Raw genomic sequence first — 21492 nt, 5'->3', positions numbered from 1 at the left:
TTAAAGAAAGATATAGAGCGTATACTATATAAAAATCTTGCCTTTGATTTTTACTTCCAGTATCTTTATAATATTATACTAAAGGGATGAGTGAACATCAAGATGGGAGGTGCGAAAACTGTATTATACGGCAGTTAAATGCATTAAAAACATTAAGCAAAGAAGAACTCAAGAAGATATCGGATAGTAAAATCACTAAGTCTGTAAAGAAAGGAGATGCTCTTTTTGAAGAAGGAGAAAAATTGAATGGAGTTTTTTGTGTGCGTAATGGTGTTTCTAAGCTTTCTAAGATGAGTGATAATGGGAAGGACCAGATTGTAAAGATTGCTACAAAAGGAGAGGTATTAGGACAACGTTCTGTAATTACAGAAGAGAAAACTAATTTAAGTGCTATTGCTCTTAATGATATGGAAGTGTGTTATATTCCTAAAAATCATCTTACCGATTCTATTAGTAACAATATTGCTTTTACTAAAGCCATCTTAGTACACATGGCAAATGACTTAAAGTTTGCAGATGATGTGATTGTTAATATGGCTCAGAAAACAGTACGTCAGCGTATTGCAGAAACGCTGCGATATTTGGATAAAAACTTTGGTGTTGATCAAGATGGATATATTGCGATGACACTTACCCGAGAAGATATTGCCAATGTAGTGGGTACTGCTAAAGAAGCGTGCATACGGACCCTTACTTCCTTTAAAAAAGAAGGATGGATTACCACAGATGGTAAGCGTATTAAGATAGAAGATGATAAAGCCCTCTACCGATTGATAGAAGGCTTATAATGCTGAGTATGCTTTCGCGAAAGCGTATGCCTACATTTTAAAAGTAATAACGGGTAGTTCTGAATGATTGACAATGTCTTCACTAATACTTCCTGAGAAGAAATGAGCTAATCCTCTGCGACCATGAGTAGGAATTCCTATGACACCTGCATTTACTTTTTTAGCATAATTGAAAATTCCTTGTTCTACAGAATAATCTGCATAAATCGTTACGTCTTCTGGTAAGATGGTATCTTCTTTATCAAGGTGTACCAAGAAATCTACGATTTGTTGTTCTATCTGTTTTGTACTCTTATAATTCTCTCCTGGAAGATTTATATAGACCAGTTTTGTATGAATGTCTAACAAGTTAAAAAGTAACATTGCTTTTTTGAATACTTCAAGACTTTCTAATTTGTAGTCACACGCAAATACAGCGGTTGAGCCTGTAGATTCATAATCATTTTTGATAACTAGCACGGGAACACTTGCTGTTCTAACTACTTTTTCTGTATTAGAACCTACAAATACTTCTTGCAAACCACTACTGCCATGAGATCCCATTACAATAAGATCTGCTTCATGTTCTTTTGCAACATCATCTAACTCACTGAATATTTTATAATTTTTGACGGTTTGTTGAACTGTGATCCCTTCCAAGTAGTCTTTGTCTAAAAATTCTGAAAATCGTTTTTGCGTAAGCTTTAGATAAAACATGCCCTCCATACTATTATCTTCTTTGATGAGGTTTGCATCGCTTAATCCCATCATATGTACAGCGATAATAGTTGCATGTTGTTTTTTAGCAATTTGTGCAGCTACTTTTAATGCATTTTCAGAATATATTGAAAAATCTACAGGAACTATAATTGTTTTCATACAATGTGTTTTAAGATGTTTATATGCCAAAAGTACTGGTAACATCTTTTTTAAAAGATGATAAAAATCATCTATTCGCTCATTCACATAATATAAGTTTACGACTTAAAATGTATCTATCATGAGAACAACAGTGACCATAAAGAATTTGCGATGTGATCGTTGTAAAAATGCGGTTGCCATACAACTAAATAAGGTTTCAGGGATTTCTAATATATGTATTGATATAACAAAAGGTCTTGTGAGTTTTGATTATAAAACGCACAATACATTGGAAGGATTACGTATGAACCTCAAAGAGATAGGTTTTCCAATTACAAATGACCCTAATAGGATAACGTAGTGGATGTAGTTATTTTTATTGTTATACGCTTTCGCGAAAGCGTACTTAGTCTGTCTTAAATTGATATTCAGGATGTCCTGTTTGTTGAAAGGCAAAGGCAATAATATTTGCGTATCGTTCAAATGTTTTAATTTTAGTATTGTCTATTCCATGTCCAGAATCTGAATCTACAAGTAATAATTTTGGATTATTAGAAACATCATATGCTTGTAGTTTAGCCATAAACTTTGCAGAGAACCATGCGGGAACTCTAGGATCGTTTAGACCAGCAGTGAGCAAAACAGCTGGATATTTTTCATTTTTTTTCAAGTGGTGATAGGCATCCATTTCCAGTAATGCTTTAAACTCTTCAGGATCTTTTACGGTGCCAAATTCTTTAGTGTTATTGGCGCCATTATTATGGGTTTCAAAGCGTAACATATTTATAGTGCCAAATTCAATAATTGCGGATGCAAATAGATCTGGTCGTTCTGTAAGAGCACGACCTATTAATATACCGCCAGCACTTCCACTCAAAATGGATAGTTTTTTTGGGGATGTGTATTGATTTGAAATAAGGTGTTCTGCACAAGAAATAAAATCTTTCCAAGTATTAGGTTTTGTTTTTTTATAGCCTCCTTTATGCCATGCTTCTCCTTTTTCTCCACCACCACGCACATGAGCAACTGCATAAACTCCTCCTTCTAGAATCCATAGAGTTCTATGAATAAGCATAGCAGGTTTCATAGCGATTCCATAGGAACCATATCCGTCCATGAGTACTGGATTTTTTCCATTTTTTACCATATCCTTATGATAAAAGATAGATAAAGGTATTTTTTGACCATCGTGTCCTGTAACTTCTATTTCTTCAATAATAATATTGTCTAGTATATTTGAATTTGATGTATTGTCTATATTTTTAGGAGTAAGTACATTATTTACATACTCATGTCGTTCACTATTAGTGGTCCAACCTTTTGATGTAATCCAAAGTTTTGGGTATGACTGCCCATGTGATGAAATTTCTATAGTTCCATATATTTTAGGAAGTTTGATTTCTTCATCTTGTTGAGATGTGTGTCTGAATAGCTTTGCTTGGACACTATTTTTACTGGTTACATAATACAATCCTTCTGAGGTTACTGCAAAATCTGTAAGTATATGATCTTTGTTTTCTGGCACAAGAATTCTAGCTGTTTTGAAGTTTGGATTTTGTATTGATGTGATACCAATTTTAAAGTTTGGGGCGTTATAAGATGTTTTGAATATGATAGAGTCTCCTATAATTGTGTAATCCTTGATTAATTCTTTTTTTGAAAATAATGGTTCCCAATCAGTAGCACCTATTTTGTTTATTGGTAAATAATAAGCATTATAATATGCGTTTGCCCCAGTAGTTTTTCCTATTAGATATTTGTTAGATCGACTTTCTATGTTTGTAGTAGGAAAATCTTCTTCTTTAATATCTAAGTTTTTACAAAATTCTTTTGAAAATATCGTTGTGTCTTTTTCTTGGAGCTCTCCAATTTTATGTAAAGCAGAATTTGTATTAAGAAGAAAGTTTTGAGAATTTGTTGTTGCATTTGGGAAGTGTACATAAATAAATCCTGAATTATCAGGTAGCCACTGAAGGCCTCCTACATCTGATGGCCAAGTGTTTTGTAAAACTTCTGGAAAAATTTGATTTGTATGTATATCTAGAATTATTATTTGAGAAATCTCTTTTCCTTTTTCTGTGAGTCCAATAGCGATTTTTGAATTTACCCAATCAGGTTGAAAATAGTTAATGATATAGTTTTTATTTTCTAAAGGTTTAAATGAAATAGGATCATATAATAGATGTTCTTCCCCTTCAAAAGATGTTCTGTAATATAGTTTTGCTACATTTTCGGTAGGAAGTCTTTTTAAGTAATAGTGATATTCGTCATGAGTCACTTTAAGTTTTGATATGACAAATTCATTTTTTGTATCAAGTTCTATTTGCTTATCAATTAGAAATTGTTTTTTTTCAATGCTATTTAAAAAGGATTGCGCTATCTCACTCTGAGATTCAATCCATTCCTTTACTTCTGGATTAGATAAGTTCTCTAAATGCCTATATGGGTCTTCAATATTTTGATTGTGGTATTGATCAATTGCAATTTCAGGAGTTAATATAGTACTGTTTTGGGCATTGATAGATATAACGATACTATTTAAAATCATTGTAAGTAGGTAGAAATTCCGCATGATATTTTCTTTTTTTTAAAAGGGAGAATTCTAACTTATTCTCCCTTTAATTAGTTATGACTTAAAATTCATTGTTTTGAAAATTACCCGCCTATGGTGTTAGTTGTTGTCCATATAGTTGTTGTGTTTTCTTCTTTTTCTTCTTCTTCTTCCTCTACATTTGGATTATTAGCTCTTCCGCCTATAATACTATGTAAGTTGTTCAGTTTAGAAATTTGAAATTTTTCAAGAGTAAGTTTGTTTGTTTTTCGAATAGTTTTCATTGTTATAATTTTTACGATTAATGACAGTGCTAAACTACTGGAGATCATCTGTATAGAAGGTATGTTTTTGTGAGTGTCAACTTGTTTTCAGGAATACAGGTGTCTGTTTTCAGGAAAACAGACATTTAAAATGCTGAATATCAATTAATTATGTGTTGTTGTAAAAATGAAGTTTAAAAGCTTTAGAAAATATGAATTCAAGGGTTTATACATTTTTTAAAGAAAATAAACGTATATGAATTCTTTATTTAGAGTATAATTTTAGTGTATATAAGCTTTTTGATAGTAGCTTATTCATTTATTTTTAATGGGTAAGTCCTAAAGATATATAGATGTGATTACTTATATACTTTTATAATAAACCCATTTTAAAATTTAGATAGAATTGCTTGTGCCTATTTATAAATGTTTTCTTCTTAATGACATGAAAAGATGTTTACATTAGAGAGAAGTCATATTATTTATATAGTGACTAATGGAGTGAGGTATTAATTTGAAGTTTCTTGTTTTTCAAGTTGTTTCATGAAGAAAGAAGGATATATACCTGTTGTTTTGTAAAAAGATTTAGAAAAGGCTTCTGTAGTATTAAAACCTATTTCATTTGCAATAGCTCTTATGGTATACCTTCTAAACTTAGTATTGACCTTAAGCTCTTCTACTACATAATTTATTCGTAATTCATTTACATAATTACTAAAGCTTTTATTCTTATGTATATTAATAACCTTAGATAGATATTTTGAATTGGTTTTAAATCGTTTTGATAAACTTGCCACAGAGATATTTGATTGAAGGAAATCGTTGTTTTCTTCAAATTTTTCTAAATTCTTGAGAATATCATTTACAATCATTTCCGAAATACCGATATCCTTAGGTTGCTTTTCTGAACTATTTTTGACTTCTTGTTCTTTAGCAAATGATGTTGTTTTTGCATTTTTGCTATCTAGTAATTCTTGGAAACGCTTCTTATAGATATTTTGCTTTTTATTATTTCTAATGATAATAAGTATGATTAGTATAGAAAATATAGCAACTACTATTATTATTTTATAAATATTCTTTTTCTCAAGAGATTCTATAATTTGTTGTCTCTCTAAAATGAGATTGGGTTTAGAATATTCCTCATTTATTTGTCTTGATAGATATTTAACATCTTTATCTAGGATACTATCTACTACTAATAATCTATTGATGTAAAATAATTGTTGTTCAGTATCCTTTTTGTTTTTATAATATTGAATTAATAATTCATAATTTTCTCTTATTGAGGGGAAAAAGAAGTCATTTTCAAATGCTAAAGAATCTACTTTTAAAAGATAATTTAATGAAGAGTCTATTTTTTTCTGTTTATATAATATTCTTCCTAAGAAAAAGTTTATCCTAGTTTTTGCTCTAGGATCGATTTTTTTATCGGCATTAAGTTTCTGTGATTTCTTAATACTGTCAAGACTAGACTGATATTCTTCTTTATTATAATGAACAGCAGCAGAGGAAAGAAGTAATCTATCATAGTAACTACTATCTTTAGTTTTTAGGCTTAAACGAATTGCTTTATCATTAATTCTTTGCACAGAGTCATAAATCTCTAAAGTATTAAAAGCAAGACCATAAGCATATAAAGACTTTATATATTCATTTTCATATTTTTTATCTTCTTTATATTTCGTTTCATAATAGTTGACAACACTTTTGAAAATTTTCAGACTTTCTTGATTTTCCCCTAGATTATTTTTTAAACTAGCGATGAAATATTTTATTTGATATTGTTGATCTACATTTTCATTAGCGTTAGCATATTTATTAGCTTCTGCTAATTCATTCATGGACTCCTGAAAGTTACTTTGAGATCCTAAAATACTTGCTTTTAGTAAATGTGCTTTTGCAGGATAATTATAATCGTTTTCATCTTTTGTAATTGCGATAATAGAATCTGAATAAACAATTGCTCTTTCGTACCTAGAAGTTTTAGTAAATAAACTGGCAAGCATATAATATCCTTCTGCTTTCTTAATAGTATTATTTTCATTTTTACCTTTTAGTAAAAATGCATTTGCATAGGTGAGAGATAATGAAGTGTTATTTTTAGATTGGTATGAAAGAAAAGCTTCAGATAGATCTTCATAGCTTTTTTCTACAAGAAGTTGAAGGTTATCATTACCGTTACTTTGGGCATACATTGATTTGAAACCAATTGTGATTAGTAAGAAAGTTATAATGATTTTAAATCTTATCATTCTATAGTATGAATATTTTGGAGTACACTCTTTGTTATATAACATTATTTAACCTTTGCTAGTAATAATGTGTACATAAGAAAAAGTGATAAGGCATTTTTAAAATATATTAATGTTAATTTCTATGCGTAATATGCATTATAAAAACTTTCTAAAGTTATAGTTTTTATATAAATGTGCACCATGTTTATACTCTTTTTATATAAATTTTACAATAAAAATCAGATAGTTACATTTTTTCAAAGATATAATATAGATTATTTAATGTTTTAATATTCTCATTATATTTTATTATGTATTCTCGATAATAGGATCAAAATAGTTGTCTTTTGTTACCCATTAATTTTCTTACAATTCCAGTATTTAAAAAAGACTTTTTTTATGCGTGTTTTTATAGCCTATTTTTTTATTCAAATCCAACTCATATAGATCGTTTTCCTTGTATGCATTTTGTATGAAATATGGTAAAAGTTGTCGGAATCACGATCTTTTCCATCTACAGGTTTTTTTGAAGACGATTACAAGTTTTTTTATTAGTTTATTTTTTAAATAATTGATAATAAGTGAGTTGATGTTATTTTGAAATGTCTGTTTTCCGCGAAATACGGGTGAATTTTCCTGAAAACGGACAGTGTTCTCTTTTATGAGATACTGTTTTGATATATGTTTGTATCAAATAATAAATGATGCAAATTGTTGCACACTTATTATAAACTGTTGAAATTTTGAACCTGGATTGAATGATTATTAATAAATAATCGGAAATCAACTCTCAACATATTTACAAAGAGAGTTTCTGTATCAAACTATACGATACAATAAAGATCAGTTTCTTTTAAACATATTTTCCTTTTAAGAATGAACGTGATGTGAGTCAAGGAAGCGAAGCTATGGTTTTTTTTAAGATTCTTTTTCTAAGCTATTATTTTAAATATCAAATATATACTCACTAATACATAGTAATTGTATATCTAAAACTAACAATTATGGGAAATCTTTTAAAAACAGGATGGTATATTCTTTATGTAAAGTCACGCCATGAACGAAAAGTAGATAATTTATTAAGAGAAGTCGGTTTAGAATCATTTTTGCCATTAGTAAAAACCATTCGTGTTTGGAGTGATCGTAAAAAGATGATTGAAATGCCACTTTTCCCATCATATGTATTTGTAAAGATAGAGACAGCCAAAGATTTTCATAAAGCTTTCTCTATAAATGGTGCTTGCACTTTTGTGAAATGTGGTCAATCATATTCAACGATAAGAGAAAGCGAGATCCAGAAGATTAAATTTTTATTGAATACAGAAGATATTGTAGATGTCGAGAAAACTACAGATTCCTTAGAACAAGGTGAGATCGCTTTAATTCAATATGGAGCATTTTCTGGTTTAGAATGTGAGGTTCTAAAAGTGAATAACAGCAGTAAGGTTGTTGTTCGCATGGATTCTATAAATCAAAATATAACAGCGACTCTTCCTAGTCACTACTTGTCTAAATTATCAAAAGCAGTCTGATGAAAAATAATGTCACAAACGTACAGAAGTATATCTGGCTAGATCAGATGCTTGAAAGTGAATCTCCAAGATATAATATTGGAGGTTACGCATCTATAAATGGGAGTATTGATGTTGAACGCTTCAAACTTGCACTAACTATATTGGCTAAGGAGAATGATATTTTTTCTTTTGTTTTTGAAGAAAAAAGCGGATTTCCATCTTATACCATTCAAGAAGCAGTCCCAGGCTTAGGGTTGGTTTATATAGAAGAATCAGATGAATCGAAAGCAATACACGCTATTAAAGAAGATTTTATCATTCCATTTGATTTTAAAAATGATCAAAGACTATATAAAATGTGGCTTTTGCAAATAAGCCCAACATCATATATCTGGTATTGCAAACTTCATCATATTGTATCTGATGGGTTTTCATTTCAATTACTGTTTAATAAATTAAATAGAATATACAAGCAGTTAGAAACAAACACTGTATATGATGATACTCTTATAGAAAAGAATACCTATTCTTATGAAAACTTCATTACTTCAGAAGAAACCTATAGAGCTTCAGAAGAGTTTTCTAAAGATAGAGACTTCTGGATAGACCGTTATACAGATTTACCTTCATTAGTCTATGCTGGAACAAATAAAACGAATAGTCATTGTAATGTATCGCTGGTTTTATCTAAAGAAGAAAGTGAATCTTTATGGGCTTTTTCAAAAACTGAAAGATTAGGTGTATTTCATCTATTACTAGGTTGCTGGTCAATAATGATGTCAAAATATTACAATACAAGTGATGTAAATTTAGGGATGCCTATTCTTAACAGAAAGAATGCTGTAGAAAAAAGAACCCTTGGACCATTTATAAGTTTATTGCCATTAAAACTCTCTATAGACACAAGCATAACAGTACGTGATTTTATAAAAGAAATTAAAAGCACACTATTCATGTGCTTTAGACATCAGCGTTTTCAGCAAGTAGATATATTAAGAAATTTATCACAAGAAGTTTCAAAATTGTATGATGTAAGAATGTCTTACCAACGTATGCAATATGAAACTGAATTTTCGGGAAACCAGTCAGAGATATATCCATTATCAAATGATGGTGAGGAAGATCCTATCTCCATACATATTTATGAAGCGCTAGACGGGCAGATTAGTTTTAGATTTGATATTAATGAAAAATATGTGTCTAGGGATGAATTAGATCAATTAATAATATCATTTAAAAATGTACTTACCCAATTAGAAGAAATTAAAAACCTTCAAATTGCAGCCGTTGAAATTGCTAGTAAAGAACAATTAGAAGAAATACAGAAGATTTCTAATGGGCCTATTATAGAAAGACCAGAAGAAACATTTATAGATCTTTGGAACACTATACTACATAACCATACTTCCAAAACTGCTGTTACATACCAGGCTACTTCATTAACCTATGAAACTCTGGAAGCACATGCAAATACAATAGCTTCATATCTCCAGGTTAAAGGAGTGAAAAAAGGAAGTAAAGTTGGGGTAATGGTATCTCGATCAGAAAAAAGTATTATTGGAGCTCTTGCAGCATTAAAAGCAGGGGCTGTTTATGTACCTATAGATGACACCTATCCTGTAGAAAGAAAACAATACATTATAGAAGATGCACAACTGGAGTTTATTTTGACAGATTCATCTTCTCAGACTATTGTAGAAGAAAGAGAGTGTAATATAGATACCATTATAGAATCCTATACAGGATTAGAAAAGTTTACACCTGTTCCATTAGAAGCTCAAGATGAAGCTTATATTATTTATACTTCTGGATCTACTGGAAAACCAAAAGGTGTCGTTATTAATCATGCATCTTTATATGATTATATAGTAACATTTAGAGAGTATTTTAATCTTAATGATCAGGACGTTGTATTACAACAAGCTTCAACATCTTTTGATACTTCTATTGAAGAGATTTTTCCGATCCTATCGATTGGTGGGAATTTAGTCATAGCAAACGATACAAAAGATTTTAATGAACTACTTAAAGAGTGTGAATACCATAAGGTGACATTATTGAGCACAAATCCTTTTGTGTTACAATACCTAAATGATAATTATACGAAGTATGATTTTGATTTTAAAACGCTTATAAGTGGTGGAGATGTCTTAAAGCCTCATCAGATAGATCAACTTATAGATACTTATAATGTATACAATACCTATGGACCTACAGAAAGCACTGTTTGTGCAACATATCATAAAGTAGCAAAAACAGATACAATACTTCCTATTGGGAAACCTATTACAAATAGAGGCGTTTATCTTTTAGATGGTACAAAAATATTACCTAAAGGGGCTATCGGTGAGATAGGTCTTTCTGGTATAGGACTGGCAGTTTCTTATCTAAATAAAAAAGAACTGACAGATCAAGCTTTCTTGAATATCAATGGAAAACGAATTTATAAAACAGGAGATTTAGGAAAATGGGATGCCAACAATAATCTCATTTTCTATGGTAGAAAAGATAACCAAATAAGTTATAAAGGATACAGAATAGAGGTAGGTGAAATAGAACAAGCTATTCAACAAGCAAATGTATATGTAATAGACAGTTATGTATGTATAAAAGAAGTAAAAGGAATGCCTATTCTTGTTGCTTATTTAGTAGCAAATGAGTCTTTTGTAAATATAGCTACACTGGTTAAAGATCTAAAAGGATACTTGCCAGAATTTATGATTCCAACACATTTTGTAATCATAGAAGCTATTCCGTTATTACCTAATGGTAAAATAGATATCAAAAGTTTGCCTGAAGCTGTTACTGTAAATACAAATAAAGCAGTAGTACTTCCATCTACAGAAGAAGAAAAAGAAATTGCTGCAATCTGGGAAGAGTTATTAAAACTTGATGAGGTTGATGTTACTGTAAGCTTTTTTGAATTAGGAGGTCATTCTTTATTAGCAAATCAGTTTATTAGCAATTTAAGAGATCAAAAGGGGATAGAACTTTCACTTAAAGATTTCTATAAGTCACCTACTATAAAAGAAATCAGTGAGTTAGTTCCTTCTTTAGATAAGAAAGAAATTCAAAATATTATAGCTCCACAGCAAGAATTGTATCCATTGTCTTATGCTCAAGATAGACTATGGTTTTTAAATCAATTAGATACTGAAGATACATCGTACCATGTGTCAAGAGCTATTAAATTAACAGGGCAAGTAGCTGTAGATATATTAGAAAATACATTTTCTAAACTTATAGAAAAACATGAGATTTTAAGGACCGTATTTGTAAATAATGAAGGAGAACCTTATCAAAAAATATTATCTCCATTTGCATTTCATATTCCAGTTAAGGATTGTACAGATATTAGAGATGAAGCAAAAGAGAAGGTGATTTCTGAAAGCCTAGAGCAATTAGAAAGTATTTCTTTTGAGATAGAAGAAGGACCTCTATTTAGAGTAGAATTACTTAAATTTTCAGAAAAAGAAAGTGTTCTTTTATTCTGTGAGCATCACTTGATTTTGGATGGATGGACACAAGGTATCTTATTTAGAGATTTTGTAGATATTTATAATGAGTTAAAAAGAAACCCTGAGTTTGAGGTAAAGAAACCTGAAGTTACGTTTAAAGATTACGCATACTGGGAAAAAGAAAGCTTTCGCGAAAGCGTACTCAACAAGAAATTAGAATTTTGGGAAGAAAAATTTGATGGCTTCTCAAATGAACAATTACTACCACTAGATTATAATAGACCCATTACTTCTAGTAAAAATGGAGGAACAATCTCTCATGTATTTTCGCTAGAATTTTCAGAAAAGCTAAGAAGGTTTTCAGAAAAACAACATGTCTCATTGTTTATTACAATGATGACAGCTTTCAAAATTGCATTATATAAATTTAGTGATCAGACAGATATCTGTATAGGAACTGCAGTAGCAAATAGACGCTATAAAGAATTTCAAGAAGTTTTAGGAATGATTGTAAATACAATTGCTCTGAGAACAACATTTAATAGTGATCATACACTTATGGATGTACTTCATAAAGTGAAAGAAACATGCCTGGATGCTTATACACATGATGATACTCCTTTTGGGAAAGTAGTAGAAAGAATAAATCCAGAAAGAGGATTAAATACGCATCCGTTGTTTCAATATATGTTCAGTTTTGTGAATGTGCCTATACAAAGTATGTCATTACTGGATGCTGAGATAGAAATTATAAAGGGACATAATAAAGCCTCACAATTTGATATAAGTGTTGTAGTAAATACCATATATGAGCAAATAAGTGATACTGTAAATGATCAATTGGACAGAAGAATTTCTGTAGAATGGGATTATAATTCAGATATCTTTATGCACACTACAATGGAGCGTATCCTAATGGCATATCTAAATATTTTAGAAGCTCTTATTGTAAACCCTACACAATCACTAACCACTTTAAATTATATTCCTGAATCAGAAAAAGAGATGTTATTGCAGGATTTTAATGCGACAAGCGTTACCTATCCATCTCATCATACCATTGTTGATTTGTTAGTGAGTCAGGTTGAGAACACACCTAATGCAATAGCATTAGAATTTAATGATAAAAAATTCACGTATAGAGAATTAGATATATTGTCAAATCAATTGGCAAATTATTTATTGACTCGTTTTGAGATTGAGATAGAAGATCTTATTACAGTAAAATTAGAACGTAGCGAGTGGTTATATATAGCATTAGTAGCTATATTAAAAACAGGAGGAGCATATGTTCCAATAGATCCTAATTACCCACAACAACGTATTGATTTTATAGAAGAAGATACTAAAAGTAAAGTAACTATACATGAAGAGTTGATTCTTGATTTTCTTACAAAACAAGAAAGTTATAGTGCTCAATTACCTGTTGTTTCTTTAGATGCAAAAAACCTTGCTTATATTATTTATACGTCAGGTTCTACTGGAAACCCTAAAGGGGTAATGATTGAGCACAAGAGTTTAGTAAATTATATTACAGATCAAAGCAAAGCATTTGATTTTAATACTTCTGAACGTGTATTGCAGTTTTCAAACCCTGCTTTTGATGCATCCATGGAACAAATATTCTTGGCCTTATTAAATGGGGCAACTTTAGTAGGTGTGTCTAAAGATCGTATCATGGATCCAGTAGGTTTCACGAAAGTGCTAAAAGAGTATGCGATCACACATATTCATGCTACACCTAGTTATTTAGAACATGTACAAGGCCTAGATTCGTGTAAACATTTACGCCGAATCATTGCTGGAGGAGAAGCGTGTTCTAAGAGTTTGGCAAAAAGACTATGCGCTGTTGCAAACTTTTATAATGAGTACGGTCCAACAGAGACTACGATTAGTTCTACCATGTGTAAAGTACAAGAAAACCATTTAGAAAGAGACATTATCTCTATTGGGACACCTGTAGCGAATACACAAACGTATATTCTTTCGGATGATTTATCATTAAAACCTATAGGTGTTTTTGGTGAGTTATGTATTTCTGGAGATGGGCTTTCTAGAGGATATTTACATAGAGAAGATTTAACCTCAGAAAAGTTTGTCGCACATCCATTTATTGAAGGAGAGCGCTTATATAAAACAGGTGATATCGCTAGATGGCTATCTGATGGAACGATCGAGTTCTTAGGCCGTAAAGACGATCAGGTGAAAGTAAGAGGATATCGTATCGAATTAGGAGAAATAGAACATGCTATACAATTACAAGATAATATTAACCAATGTGTTGTTGTTGTAAAAGAAGTAGACGGAGATCAAGCAATTGTAGCATATATTGTAAGTGACACGGCGATAGATAAGCAGGAGTTGCGTATGGCATTGAGTAATCAATTGCCAGATTATATGTTGCCCAATTATTATGTAGAGATCGCAGAAATTCCACTTACTTCTAATGGTAAAATGGATAAGAAATCACTTCCGTCTATCGCATCAAATGATAGAATTAAAAATACGTATATAGCGCCTAGTACTACATTAGAAAAGCAATTAGTTGCTATATGGGAAGAAGTGTTAGGAGTATCAAAAATTGGGCTTACCGATAATTTCTTTGAGTTAGGAGGTCATAGTCTTAAAATGACTTTAGTTGTAAATAAAATCAAAAATAGATTAGGGTATGATCTCACTATAAAAGAGATGTTCTTGAATCCTACGATAGCTTCTATAGTTCCTAAATTAGGAGATAGAACATTTGATACGATTCCAAAAGCAGCACTTCAAGCAGATTATCCGCTTACATCTTCACAACATAGACTATGGATTTTAAGTCAATTTGAAGGGGGGAATAAAGCGTATAATATTCCAGGTTCTTTTGAACTGGAAGGAGTTTTGGATGTAGAGAAGCTAAAAGAAGCATTTAATAGTATTATTGCTAGACATGAAGTTTTAAGAACATTTTTTAAGCGTAATGATGAAGGAGAAGTACGTCAATGTGTTGTAGATGCTTTAGGAATTGATTTTGAAATGGAATGCTATGATTATAGTGAAGCTGAAGATCAAGAAAATGCCTTAGAAAAAAGAGTCGCTAATAGCTATAAATACCAGTTTGATTTAGAAGAAGCGCCTTTAGTACGCTTACACCTTATAAGATTATCAGAAGATAGACATGTATTACTTTTTAATATGCATCATATCATTAGTGATGGATGGTCTATGGAAGTGTTGAGTAAAGAACTCATTACAATTTATGATCATTTAGTTCAAGCTAAAGAGATCAATTTACCTGAGCTTTCGATACAATATAAAGATTATGCTTCTTGGATAGGAAGTGAAGCTCAAAAGGCTAAGTTAGAAATGGCTGAAGCATATTGGTTACATACTTTTAGTGGAGAGTTACCTGTATTGGAACTTCCTACACATAAGATGAGACCTAAAATTAAGACGTATGTTGGAGATTCAATTACATATGATTTCTCAAAAGAAACAAGTACACGTTTGAAATTATTTTCACAAGAAAATAATATGAGTCTTTTTATGGTCTTAATGACAGGAGTGAATGGAATACTCTCTAGATATACAAATACAAATGATATTATAGTAGGTACTCCAATAGCAGGAAGAGATCATACCGATTTAGAAAATCAAATAGGGTTATACTTAAATACATTGGCTATTCGAACACAATTCGAAAAAGATGCCACATTTGAAGAACTATTAGCTACCCAAAAAGAAACCTTATTAAATGCCTATGAACATCAGGACTATCCTCTTGATAACCTGGTGGAAGAGTTAGGCCTTGGGAGAGATACTAGTAGATCAGGTTTATTTGATGTACTTGTCGTTTTACAAAACCAACAAGATTTATTTGGATCAGGTGGTTTAGAAATGAATGGTTTGACCTTAAAACCATATACAGGATATCAAAGAAAAGTAAGTCAGTTTGATATCAGTTTCCTCTTTTCAGAGAAAGAAGGGCAATTGTCATTACAGATAGAATACAATACAGATATTTATGAGTCAGATTTTATAGAACGCTTAGGATATCATTTAAATAATTTCCTACAAGAGGGAATGAATACACCTACTCATAGTGTAGCAAATCTGAACTATTTAGGATCTTCTGAAGAATCTCAACTGTTGTATGATTTTAATGATACACAAGTGGAGTATCCATCAACTACGATCGTAGATTTATTTGTAGCACAAGTATCAAAAACACCAAATCATACGGCGCTTATTATTGGAAATAAGCAGTTTACCTATAAAGAACTTGATGAGGTTTCCAATGAGTTGGCACATTACTTACTGTCTAACTACGAGTTAAGCGTAGAAGATTTAGTGGGTGTAAAACTAGAAAGAAATGAATGGTTGTTAATCTCACTACTTGCTGTTTTAAAAGCGGGTTGTGCGTATGTGCCATTAGACACTAATTACCCTGCACAACGTATTGCATATATTGAGCAAGATAGTCAGTGTAAAGTAACCATAGATCAAGATATGATCGAGGTTTTTGTGAAAGCAGCACCTATTTCTACAGCATTGCCTAAAGTTACATTTGATGCAGCAAGTTTAGCATATGTTATTTATACTTCTGGATCTACTGGAAAACCGAAAGGGGTGATGATTACGCATGATAATGCTAGTACAATGCTCCAGTGGTCAATAAGTGAATTTGAAGATACTGATATTGAAATCATGTATGCAGTAACATCGCATTGCTTTGATCTGTCAGTATATGAGTTTTTCTATCCTTTAAGTATAGGAAAGCCCATACGTTTATTAGAAAATGGATTAGCTATTAGTGATTATGCGGCTACAGATAGTAACATTTTGATTAATACAGTTCCATCAGTAATTCAAACGCTTATAGAGAAGGAAATGGATTTTTCTAATGTAGTTGGAATTAACTTGGCAGGAGAGCCATTTCCACCAAGTATAACATCATATTTCAAAGATTCAGGAATTGCATTACGTAATTTATATGGCCCTTCTGAAGATACTACATATAGCAGTATTTACCATGTAGAAAAAGTGTATAACCGCTCAGTTCCTATTGGTAAAGGAATTGATAATACTCAATTTTATATTTTATCTGATAGTCTGGCATTACAGCCGGTAGGTGTGGTAGGAGAGATTTGTATTTCGGGCGATGGATTGTCACGAGGATATCTGAATCAACCAGAATTAACAAAAGAGAAATTTGTTTTTAACCGCTTTCGCGAAAGCGGACTCCTATATAAAACAGGAGATTTAGGGAAGTGGTTGCCAAATGGGACGATAGAGTATGTGGGCAGAAAAGATAGTCAAGTAAAGATACGCGGTCATCGTATAGAATTAGGAGAGATCGAGCATGTGTTGCTCTCTCAGAATGAGATTGATCAATGCGTTGTTATGACATCAAAAATACAGGATGAACTAGCTATTGTTAGTTATTTAGTAAGTGAAAGTCCTGTTGATAAACAGCTTTTACGTCTGTCATTAACCAAAGAGTTACCCGAATATATGTTACCAAGTTATTATGTGTTTCTAGATGAAATGCCACTAACACCTAATGGTAAAATAGATAAGAAAGCATTACCAGAAGTGAGTTCCAATGATGTTATTCAACGCGAATACACCGCTCCAAGTAATGAAATTGAAGAAGGACTAGTAGCCATATGGAAAGATGTACTAGGTGTAGAAGGAATTGGGGTGACAGATAACTTCTTTGAATTAGGAGGAAATAGCCTAAAAGCTACTGTTTTAGTAAATAGAATTAATAAAGCGTATAATACACGCTTCTCCATTCAAGATCTATATGAAACCCAAGAGATTATGGGGGTTTCCAAAAAATTAGAATTTATTGTTTTTCAAAGTCAGTTAGAAGTAGATAGTGTAGATGAACTAACTATATAGATAGACTTGAAAAGATCGTATACCGATACCCTAATCCATTTTTTACAAACCGTTTTAACTTGTCGTAAGTTCTTATATAATAGGACTTATGGGTATTCATGCATTTCAAATTAACTTTTAAAAACTTATATCGTGATAGAAAATTTAATACAGACATTACAGTCATCAAAGATTGGACTTAAAGTCGTGAACGGAAGTCTTAAAATTAATGCACCTAAAGATGCCTTAACGCCAGAAATTATAGGAGATATTAAAGCCCACAAAAGTGAGTTAATCGCATTGTTATCTTCTTCGGAAGCAATTCCAAAAGCAGCAGAGAAAGAATACTATGCACTTACCTCTTCTCAACAACAATTATGGACGTTGAGTCAGTTTGATGCAGGAAATTCGGCATATAATATATTTGAAGCATTTACATTTAATGGAGTGTTAGATATTGATAAACTATCACTAGCTTTTAATCAGTTGGTGGCACGTCATGAAAGCCTTCGCACTGTTTTTAAAGAAGATGAAAATGGAGTGCTGTCACAATATATCATACCTGCAGAAAAATACACAAGTATTTTACAGTTTGTAGATATGAGTACTGCAACAAATGATGAGTTAAAAGCATATTCTGATGCTATTCAAAGACACTCTTTTGATTTAGAAAAAGGGCCTTTGTTTATCGGTGAGATTGTAAAAGAAGCTTCAGACAAGCATATTTTAATGCTCAATATGCACCACATCATCGGTGATGGATGGTCTATGGGAGTATTAAGTAAAGAGTTTATGGCTATTTATAATGGACTTTTTGAGGGGGAAGAAGTTATCTTGCCAGATTTGCCTATTCAATATAAGGATTATTCAGAATGGCAAAATAGTGAGCCTAGACAAGCCATACTAGAAAAAGCAAAGACATATTGGTTGGATACTTTTAGTGATGATATACCTATTTTAGAATTACCATCTAATAAGGTACGACCAAAGCTTAAAACGTACAATGGCTCTAGTATAGATTATGATTTTTCTAAAGAATTTACATCAGTACTTAACGAATATGCCCAACAAAATGGAATGACGTTATTTATGATCCTGATGGCTAGTATTAATGGACTACTATCTAGATATGCAAATACGAGAGATATTGTTTTAGGAACACCTATTGCAGGAAGAGATCATAGTGATTTAGAAAACCAAGTAGGATTATATCTAAATACACTAGCCATTAGAACGGCATTTGAAAAAGAAGTGACTTTTGAAGAGTTACTAGCTATTCAAAAAGAAACCTTATTAAATGCATATTCTCACCAAGAATACCCTTTTAGTAGTCTGGTGCAAGAGCTAGATTTAAAAAGAGATTTGAGTAGATCTGTATTGTTTGATGCTTTAGTGGTATTCCAAAACCAACAAGGATTATTAGTATCTGGAGGATTGAATCTAAATGGGGTGAAAATTTCACCGTATCAAAATATGGAAAAGTCATTCAGTAAGTATGACTTAAGTTTTATCTTCTCAGAAGAAAAAGGAGTTCTTTCATTACACATAGAGTACAATACAGATATTTACGAATTAGATTTTGTACAACTATTAAGTGTCCATTTTGAAAACTTTTTAGCGAAAGCGATAGAAAATTCAAAAGAAAAAGTAGCGACTATAAATTACTTGACACCTTCAGAAGAGTCTCAATTATTAGTAGACTTTAATGACACAACAGTTGAGTATCCATCTACTACTATTGTAGATTTATTTGCAACACAAGTCGCAAAGACTCCAAAAGCTACAGCTTTGATTTTTGGAGACACACAAATGACATACAAAGAATTGGATGAGGCTTCTAACGAACTTGCACATTACTTATTATCTACCTATGATTTAGGGGTAGAAGATTTAGTAGGTGTTAAGTTAGAAAGAGATGAATGGTTATTAATTTCACTACTAGCAGTTTTAAAAGCGGGTTGTGCATATGTGCCATTAGATACCAATTATCCTGCACAACGTATTGCATATATCGAGCAAGATAGTCAGTGTAAAGTAACTATAGATCAGGAATTGATCGCTTCGTTTAAAGCAGCAACACCTATTTCTAAGAAGTTACCTAAAGTAAACTTTAGCCCAGAAAACCTAGCATATATCATATACACCTCTGGATCTACAGGGAAGCCTAAAGGAGTGATGATTACACATCATAATGCCTGTTCAATGCTTCAATGGTCGGCAAGAGAGTTTAGTGATACAGCATATGGAATCATGTATGCCGTTACGTCTCATTGCTTTGATTTATCTGTATATGAGTTTTTCTATCCATTAAGTATAGGAAAGCCAATTCGTTTATTAGCAAATGGATTATCTATAAGTGATTATACAACCATAGATAGTAACATATTAATCAATACAGTTCCGTCAGTAATACAAACACTTATAGATAAGGATACCGATTTTTCAAATGTAGTTGGAATCAACTTGGCTGGAGAACCTTTTCCAACCAGTGTAGCTTCTTATTTTAAAGATGCTGGGATTGCATTACGTAATCTATATGGCCCTTCAGAAGATACTACCTATAGTAGTTACTATCGTGTAGAAAAAGAATATGACCGTTCGGTTCCAATAGGTAAAGGGATAGACAATACACAGTTTTATATTCTTTCGGATGATTTAGCATTACAACCAGTAGGCGTTATCGGAGAGATTTGTATTTCAGGAGATGGATTGTCACGAGGATATCTGAACCAACCAGAATTAACAAAAGAGAAGTTTGTAGAAAACCGCTTTCGCGAAAGCGGACTCCTATATAAGACCGGCGATTTAGGAAAATGGTTGCCTAATGGAGAGATAGAATATGTAGGTAGAAAAGATAGCCAAGTAAAGATACGTGGCCACCGTATAGAGTTAGGAGAGATCGAGCATGTACTACAATCTCAAGAAGAGATTGATCAATGTGTTGTGGTTGTTTCAAAAGTTCAGGACGAATTAGTTATCGTAAGCTACCTGGTGAGTGAGCATCCTGTAGATAAGCAACAATTGCGCCTGTCATTAGGAGAGCAATTACCTGAATATATGTTGCCAAGTTATTATGTGTTTCTAGAAGAAATGCCTTTAACACCTAATGGCAAAATAGATAAGAAAGCATTACCATCAGTGAGCTCTAATGACCTTATTCAAAGAGAATATGTAGCTCCCACTAATGAAATAGAAGAAAACCTTGCTACATTATGGCAAGAAGTATTAGGCGTAGAGAAAATAGGAACGACCGATAACTTTTTTGAATTAGGAGGAAATAGCTTGAAAGCTACAGTACTAATTAATACCATTAATAAAGCGTATAATACACGTTTTTCAATTCAAGACTTATATGAAACCCAAGAAATTATGGGGGTTTCCAAAAAATTAGAATTTATTGTTTTTCAAAATCAATTAGAGCAAGAAACTGCCGATAATTTTGATGAAATAACAATATAAAGAGACTCTTTTTTTCATAGAGATTCATTGTTTTTTAGGCATGGCTATGTACATATGTAGCCATGCTTTTTCAGCGCTATTTTAACGTGTCATCATAACAGTAAGTATGGTTAATGATGATGTCGTATTCACCTATACCATCCCTGTATTTCAAATTAACTTGAAAAAATAATATTGTGATAGAGAATTTAATACATACGTTACAATCATTAAAAGTTGGACTTAAAGTCGTAAACGGAAGCCTTAAAATTAATGCTCCTAAAGGAACCTTAACTCCAGAGATTATTGATGAGATAAAGAAACACAAGAACGGATTAATCGCATTACTTTCTACTTCAGATTCTATTCCTGTATCAGCAGAGAAGGAGTGTTATGTTTTAACGTCATCACAGCGCAGGTTGTGGACGTTGAGTCAGTTTGATAAGGGAAGTGTTGCGTATACTATTTTTAATGCTTTTGAATTTAAAGGAGCATTGGACATTGATTCTTTATCACGAGCTTATATACAATTAGTTGA

10 protein-coding genes are annotated in these 21492 nt (G+C 31.7%); 6 read left to right on the top strand and 4 right to left on the bottom strand.

The window, feature by feature from the left end; genetic code table 11:
* Window positions 1-86: 86 nt before the first annotated feature.
* Window positions 87-788 carry a Crp/Fnr family transcriptional regulator gene (locus tag CHB80_RS00050; RefSeq protein WP_089369395.1) on the top strand — a complete coding sequence of 234 codons (702 nt, stop codon included), beginning with the start codon at window positions 87-89 and terminating at the stop codon, window positions 786-788.
* A gap of 30 nt (window positions 789-818) precedes the next feature.
* Here CHB80_RS00050 and CHB80_RS00045 read toward each other — a convergent pair whose 3' ends face one another.
* Window positions 819-1646, bottom strand: coding sequence for a universal stress protein (locus CHB80_RS00045; protein ID WP_089369394.1), 828 nt, complete (start codon window positions 1644-1646; stop codon window positions 819-821).
* 121 nt (window positions 1647-1767) lie between these two features.
* Between CHB80_RS00045 and CHB80_RS00040 the strand changes: the two genes are divergently transcribed.
* Window positions 1768-1989 carry a heavy-metal-associated domain-containing protein gene (locus tag CHB80_RS00040; RefSeq protein ID WP_089369393.1) on the top strand — a complete coding sequence of 74 codons (222 nt, stop codon included), beginning with the start codon at window positions 1768-1770 and terminating at the stop codon, window positions 1987-1989.
* Window positions 1990-2034: 45 nt separating this feature from the next.
* On the opposite strand, the gene CHB80_RS00035 is transcribed toward CHB80_RS00040, so the two are convergent.
* From CHB80_RS00035 to CHB80_RS00025, 3 genes are all read right to left on the bottom strand, one after another.
* Window positions 2035-4200 carry a prolyl oligopeptidase family serine peptidase gene (locus CHB80_RS00035; RefSeq protein WP_089369392.1) on the bottom strand — a complete coding sequence of 722 codons (2166 nt, stop codon included), beginning with the start codon at window positions 4198-4200 and terminating at the stop codon, window positions 2035-2037.
* Window positions 4201-4283: 83 nt separating this feature from the next.
* Window positions 4284-4463 (bottom strand): hypothetical protein, encoded by a 180-nt coding sequence (locus CHB80_RS00030; RefSeq protein ID WP_089369391.1) that lies wholly within the window; start codon window positions 4461-4463, stop codon window positions 4284-4286.
* 488 nt (window positions 4464-4951) lie between these two features.
* Window positions 4952-6697 (bottom strand): helix-turn-helix domain-containing protein, encoded by a 1746-nt coding sequence (locus CHB80_RS00025; RefSeq protein ID WP_179218046.1) that lies wholly within the window; start codon window positions 6695-6697, stop codon window positions 4952-4954.
* A gap of 986 nt (window positions 6698-7683) precedes the next feature.
* Between CHB80_RS00025 and CHB80_RS00020 the strand changes: the two genes are divergently transcribed.
* The 4 genes from CHB80_RS00020 to CHB80_RS00005 form a co-directional block, all read left to right on the top strand.
* Complete coding sequence (locus CHB80_RS00020) at window positions 7684-8211, top strand: UpxY family transcription antiterminator (RefSeq protein ID WP_089369389.1); 528 nt, start codon at window positions 7684-7686, stop codon at window positions 8209-8211.
* Entirely contained in the window at window positions 8211-17537 is a 9327-nt protein-coding gene (locus CHB80_RS00015; RefSeq protein WP_089369388.1) for a non-ribosomal peptide synthetase, read from the top strand. Before CHB80_RS00020 ends, CHB80_RS00015 begins: the two co-directional genes overlap by 1 nt.
* A 132-nt stretch (window positions 17538-17669) precedes the next feature.
* Window positions 17670-20975, top strand: a complete 3306-nt coding sequence (locus CHB80_RS00010) for a non-ribosomal peptide synthetase (RefSeq protein WP_089369387.1) — start codon at window positions 17670-17672, stop codon at window positions 20973-20975.
* A gap of 176 nt (window positions 20976-21151) precedes the next feature.
* Window positions 21152-21492 (top strand): TubC N-terminal docking domain-related protein (locus CHB80_RS00005; RefSeq protein WP_449503648.1); only part of this gene is annotated, 341 nt, incomplete at its 3' end.

Source organism: Dokdonia pacifica, assembly GCF_900188275.1.
GTDB lineage: Bacteria > Bacteroidota > Bacteroidia > Flavobacteriales > Flavobacteriaceae > Dokdonia > Dokdonia pacifica.
This window is presented reverse-complemented; position numbering and strand designations above follow the sequence as displayed.

Coding starts and splice junctions, on each gene's coding strand:
- CHB80_RS00050 (WP_089369395.1), top strand. CDS start 87: ATGAGTGAACATCAAGATGGGAGGTGCGAAAACTGTATTATACGGCAG.
- CHB80_RS00030 (WP_089369391.1), bottom strand. CDS start 4,463: ATGAAAACTATTCGAAAAACAAACAAACTTACTCTTGAAAAATTTCAA.
- CHB80_RS00025 (WP_179218046.1), bottom strand. CDS start 6,697: ATGATAAGATTTAAAATCATTATAACTTTCTTACTAATCACAATTGGT.
- CHB80_RS00020 (WP_089369389.1), top strand. CDS start 7,684: ATGGGAAATCTTTTAAAAACAGGATGGTATATTCTTTATGTAAAGTCA.
- CHB80_RS00015 (WP_089369388.1), top strand. CDS start 8,211: ATGAAAAATAATGTCACAAACGTACAGAAGTATATCTGGCTAGATCAG.
- CHB80_RS00035 (WP_089369392.1), bottom strand. CDS start 4,200: ATGCGGAATTTCTACCTACTTACAATGATTTTAAATAGTATCGTTATA.
- CHB80_RS00045 (WP_089369394.1), bottom strand. CDS start 1,646: ATGAAAACAATTATAGTTCCTGTAGATTTTTCAATATATTCTGAAAAT.
- CHB80_RS00040 (WP_089369393.1), top strand. CDS start 1,768: ATGAGAACAACAGTGACCATAAAGAATTTGCGATGTGATCGTTGTAAA.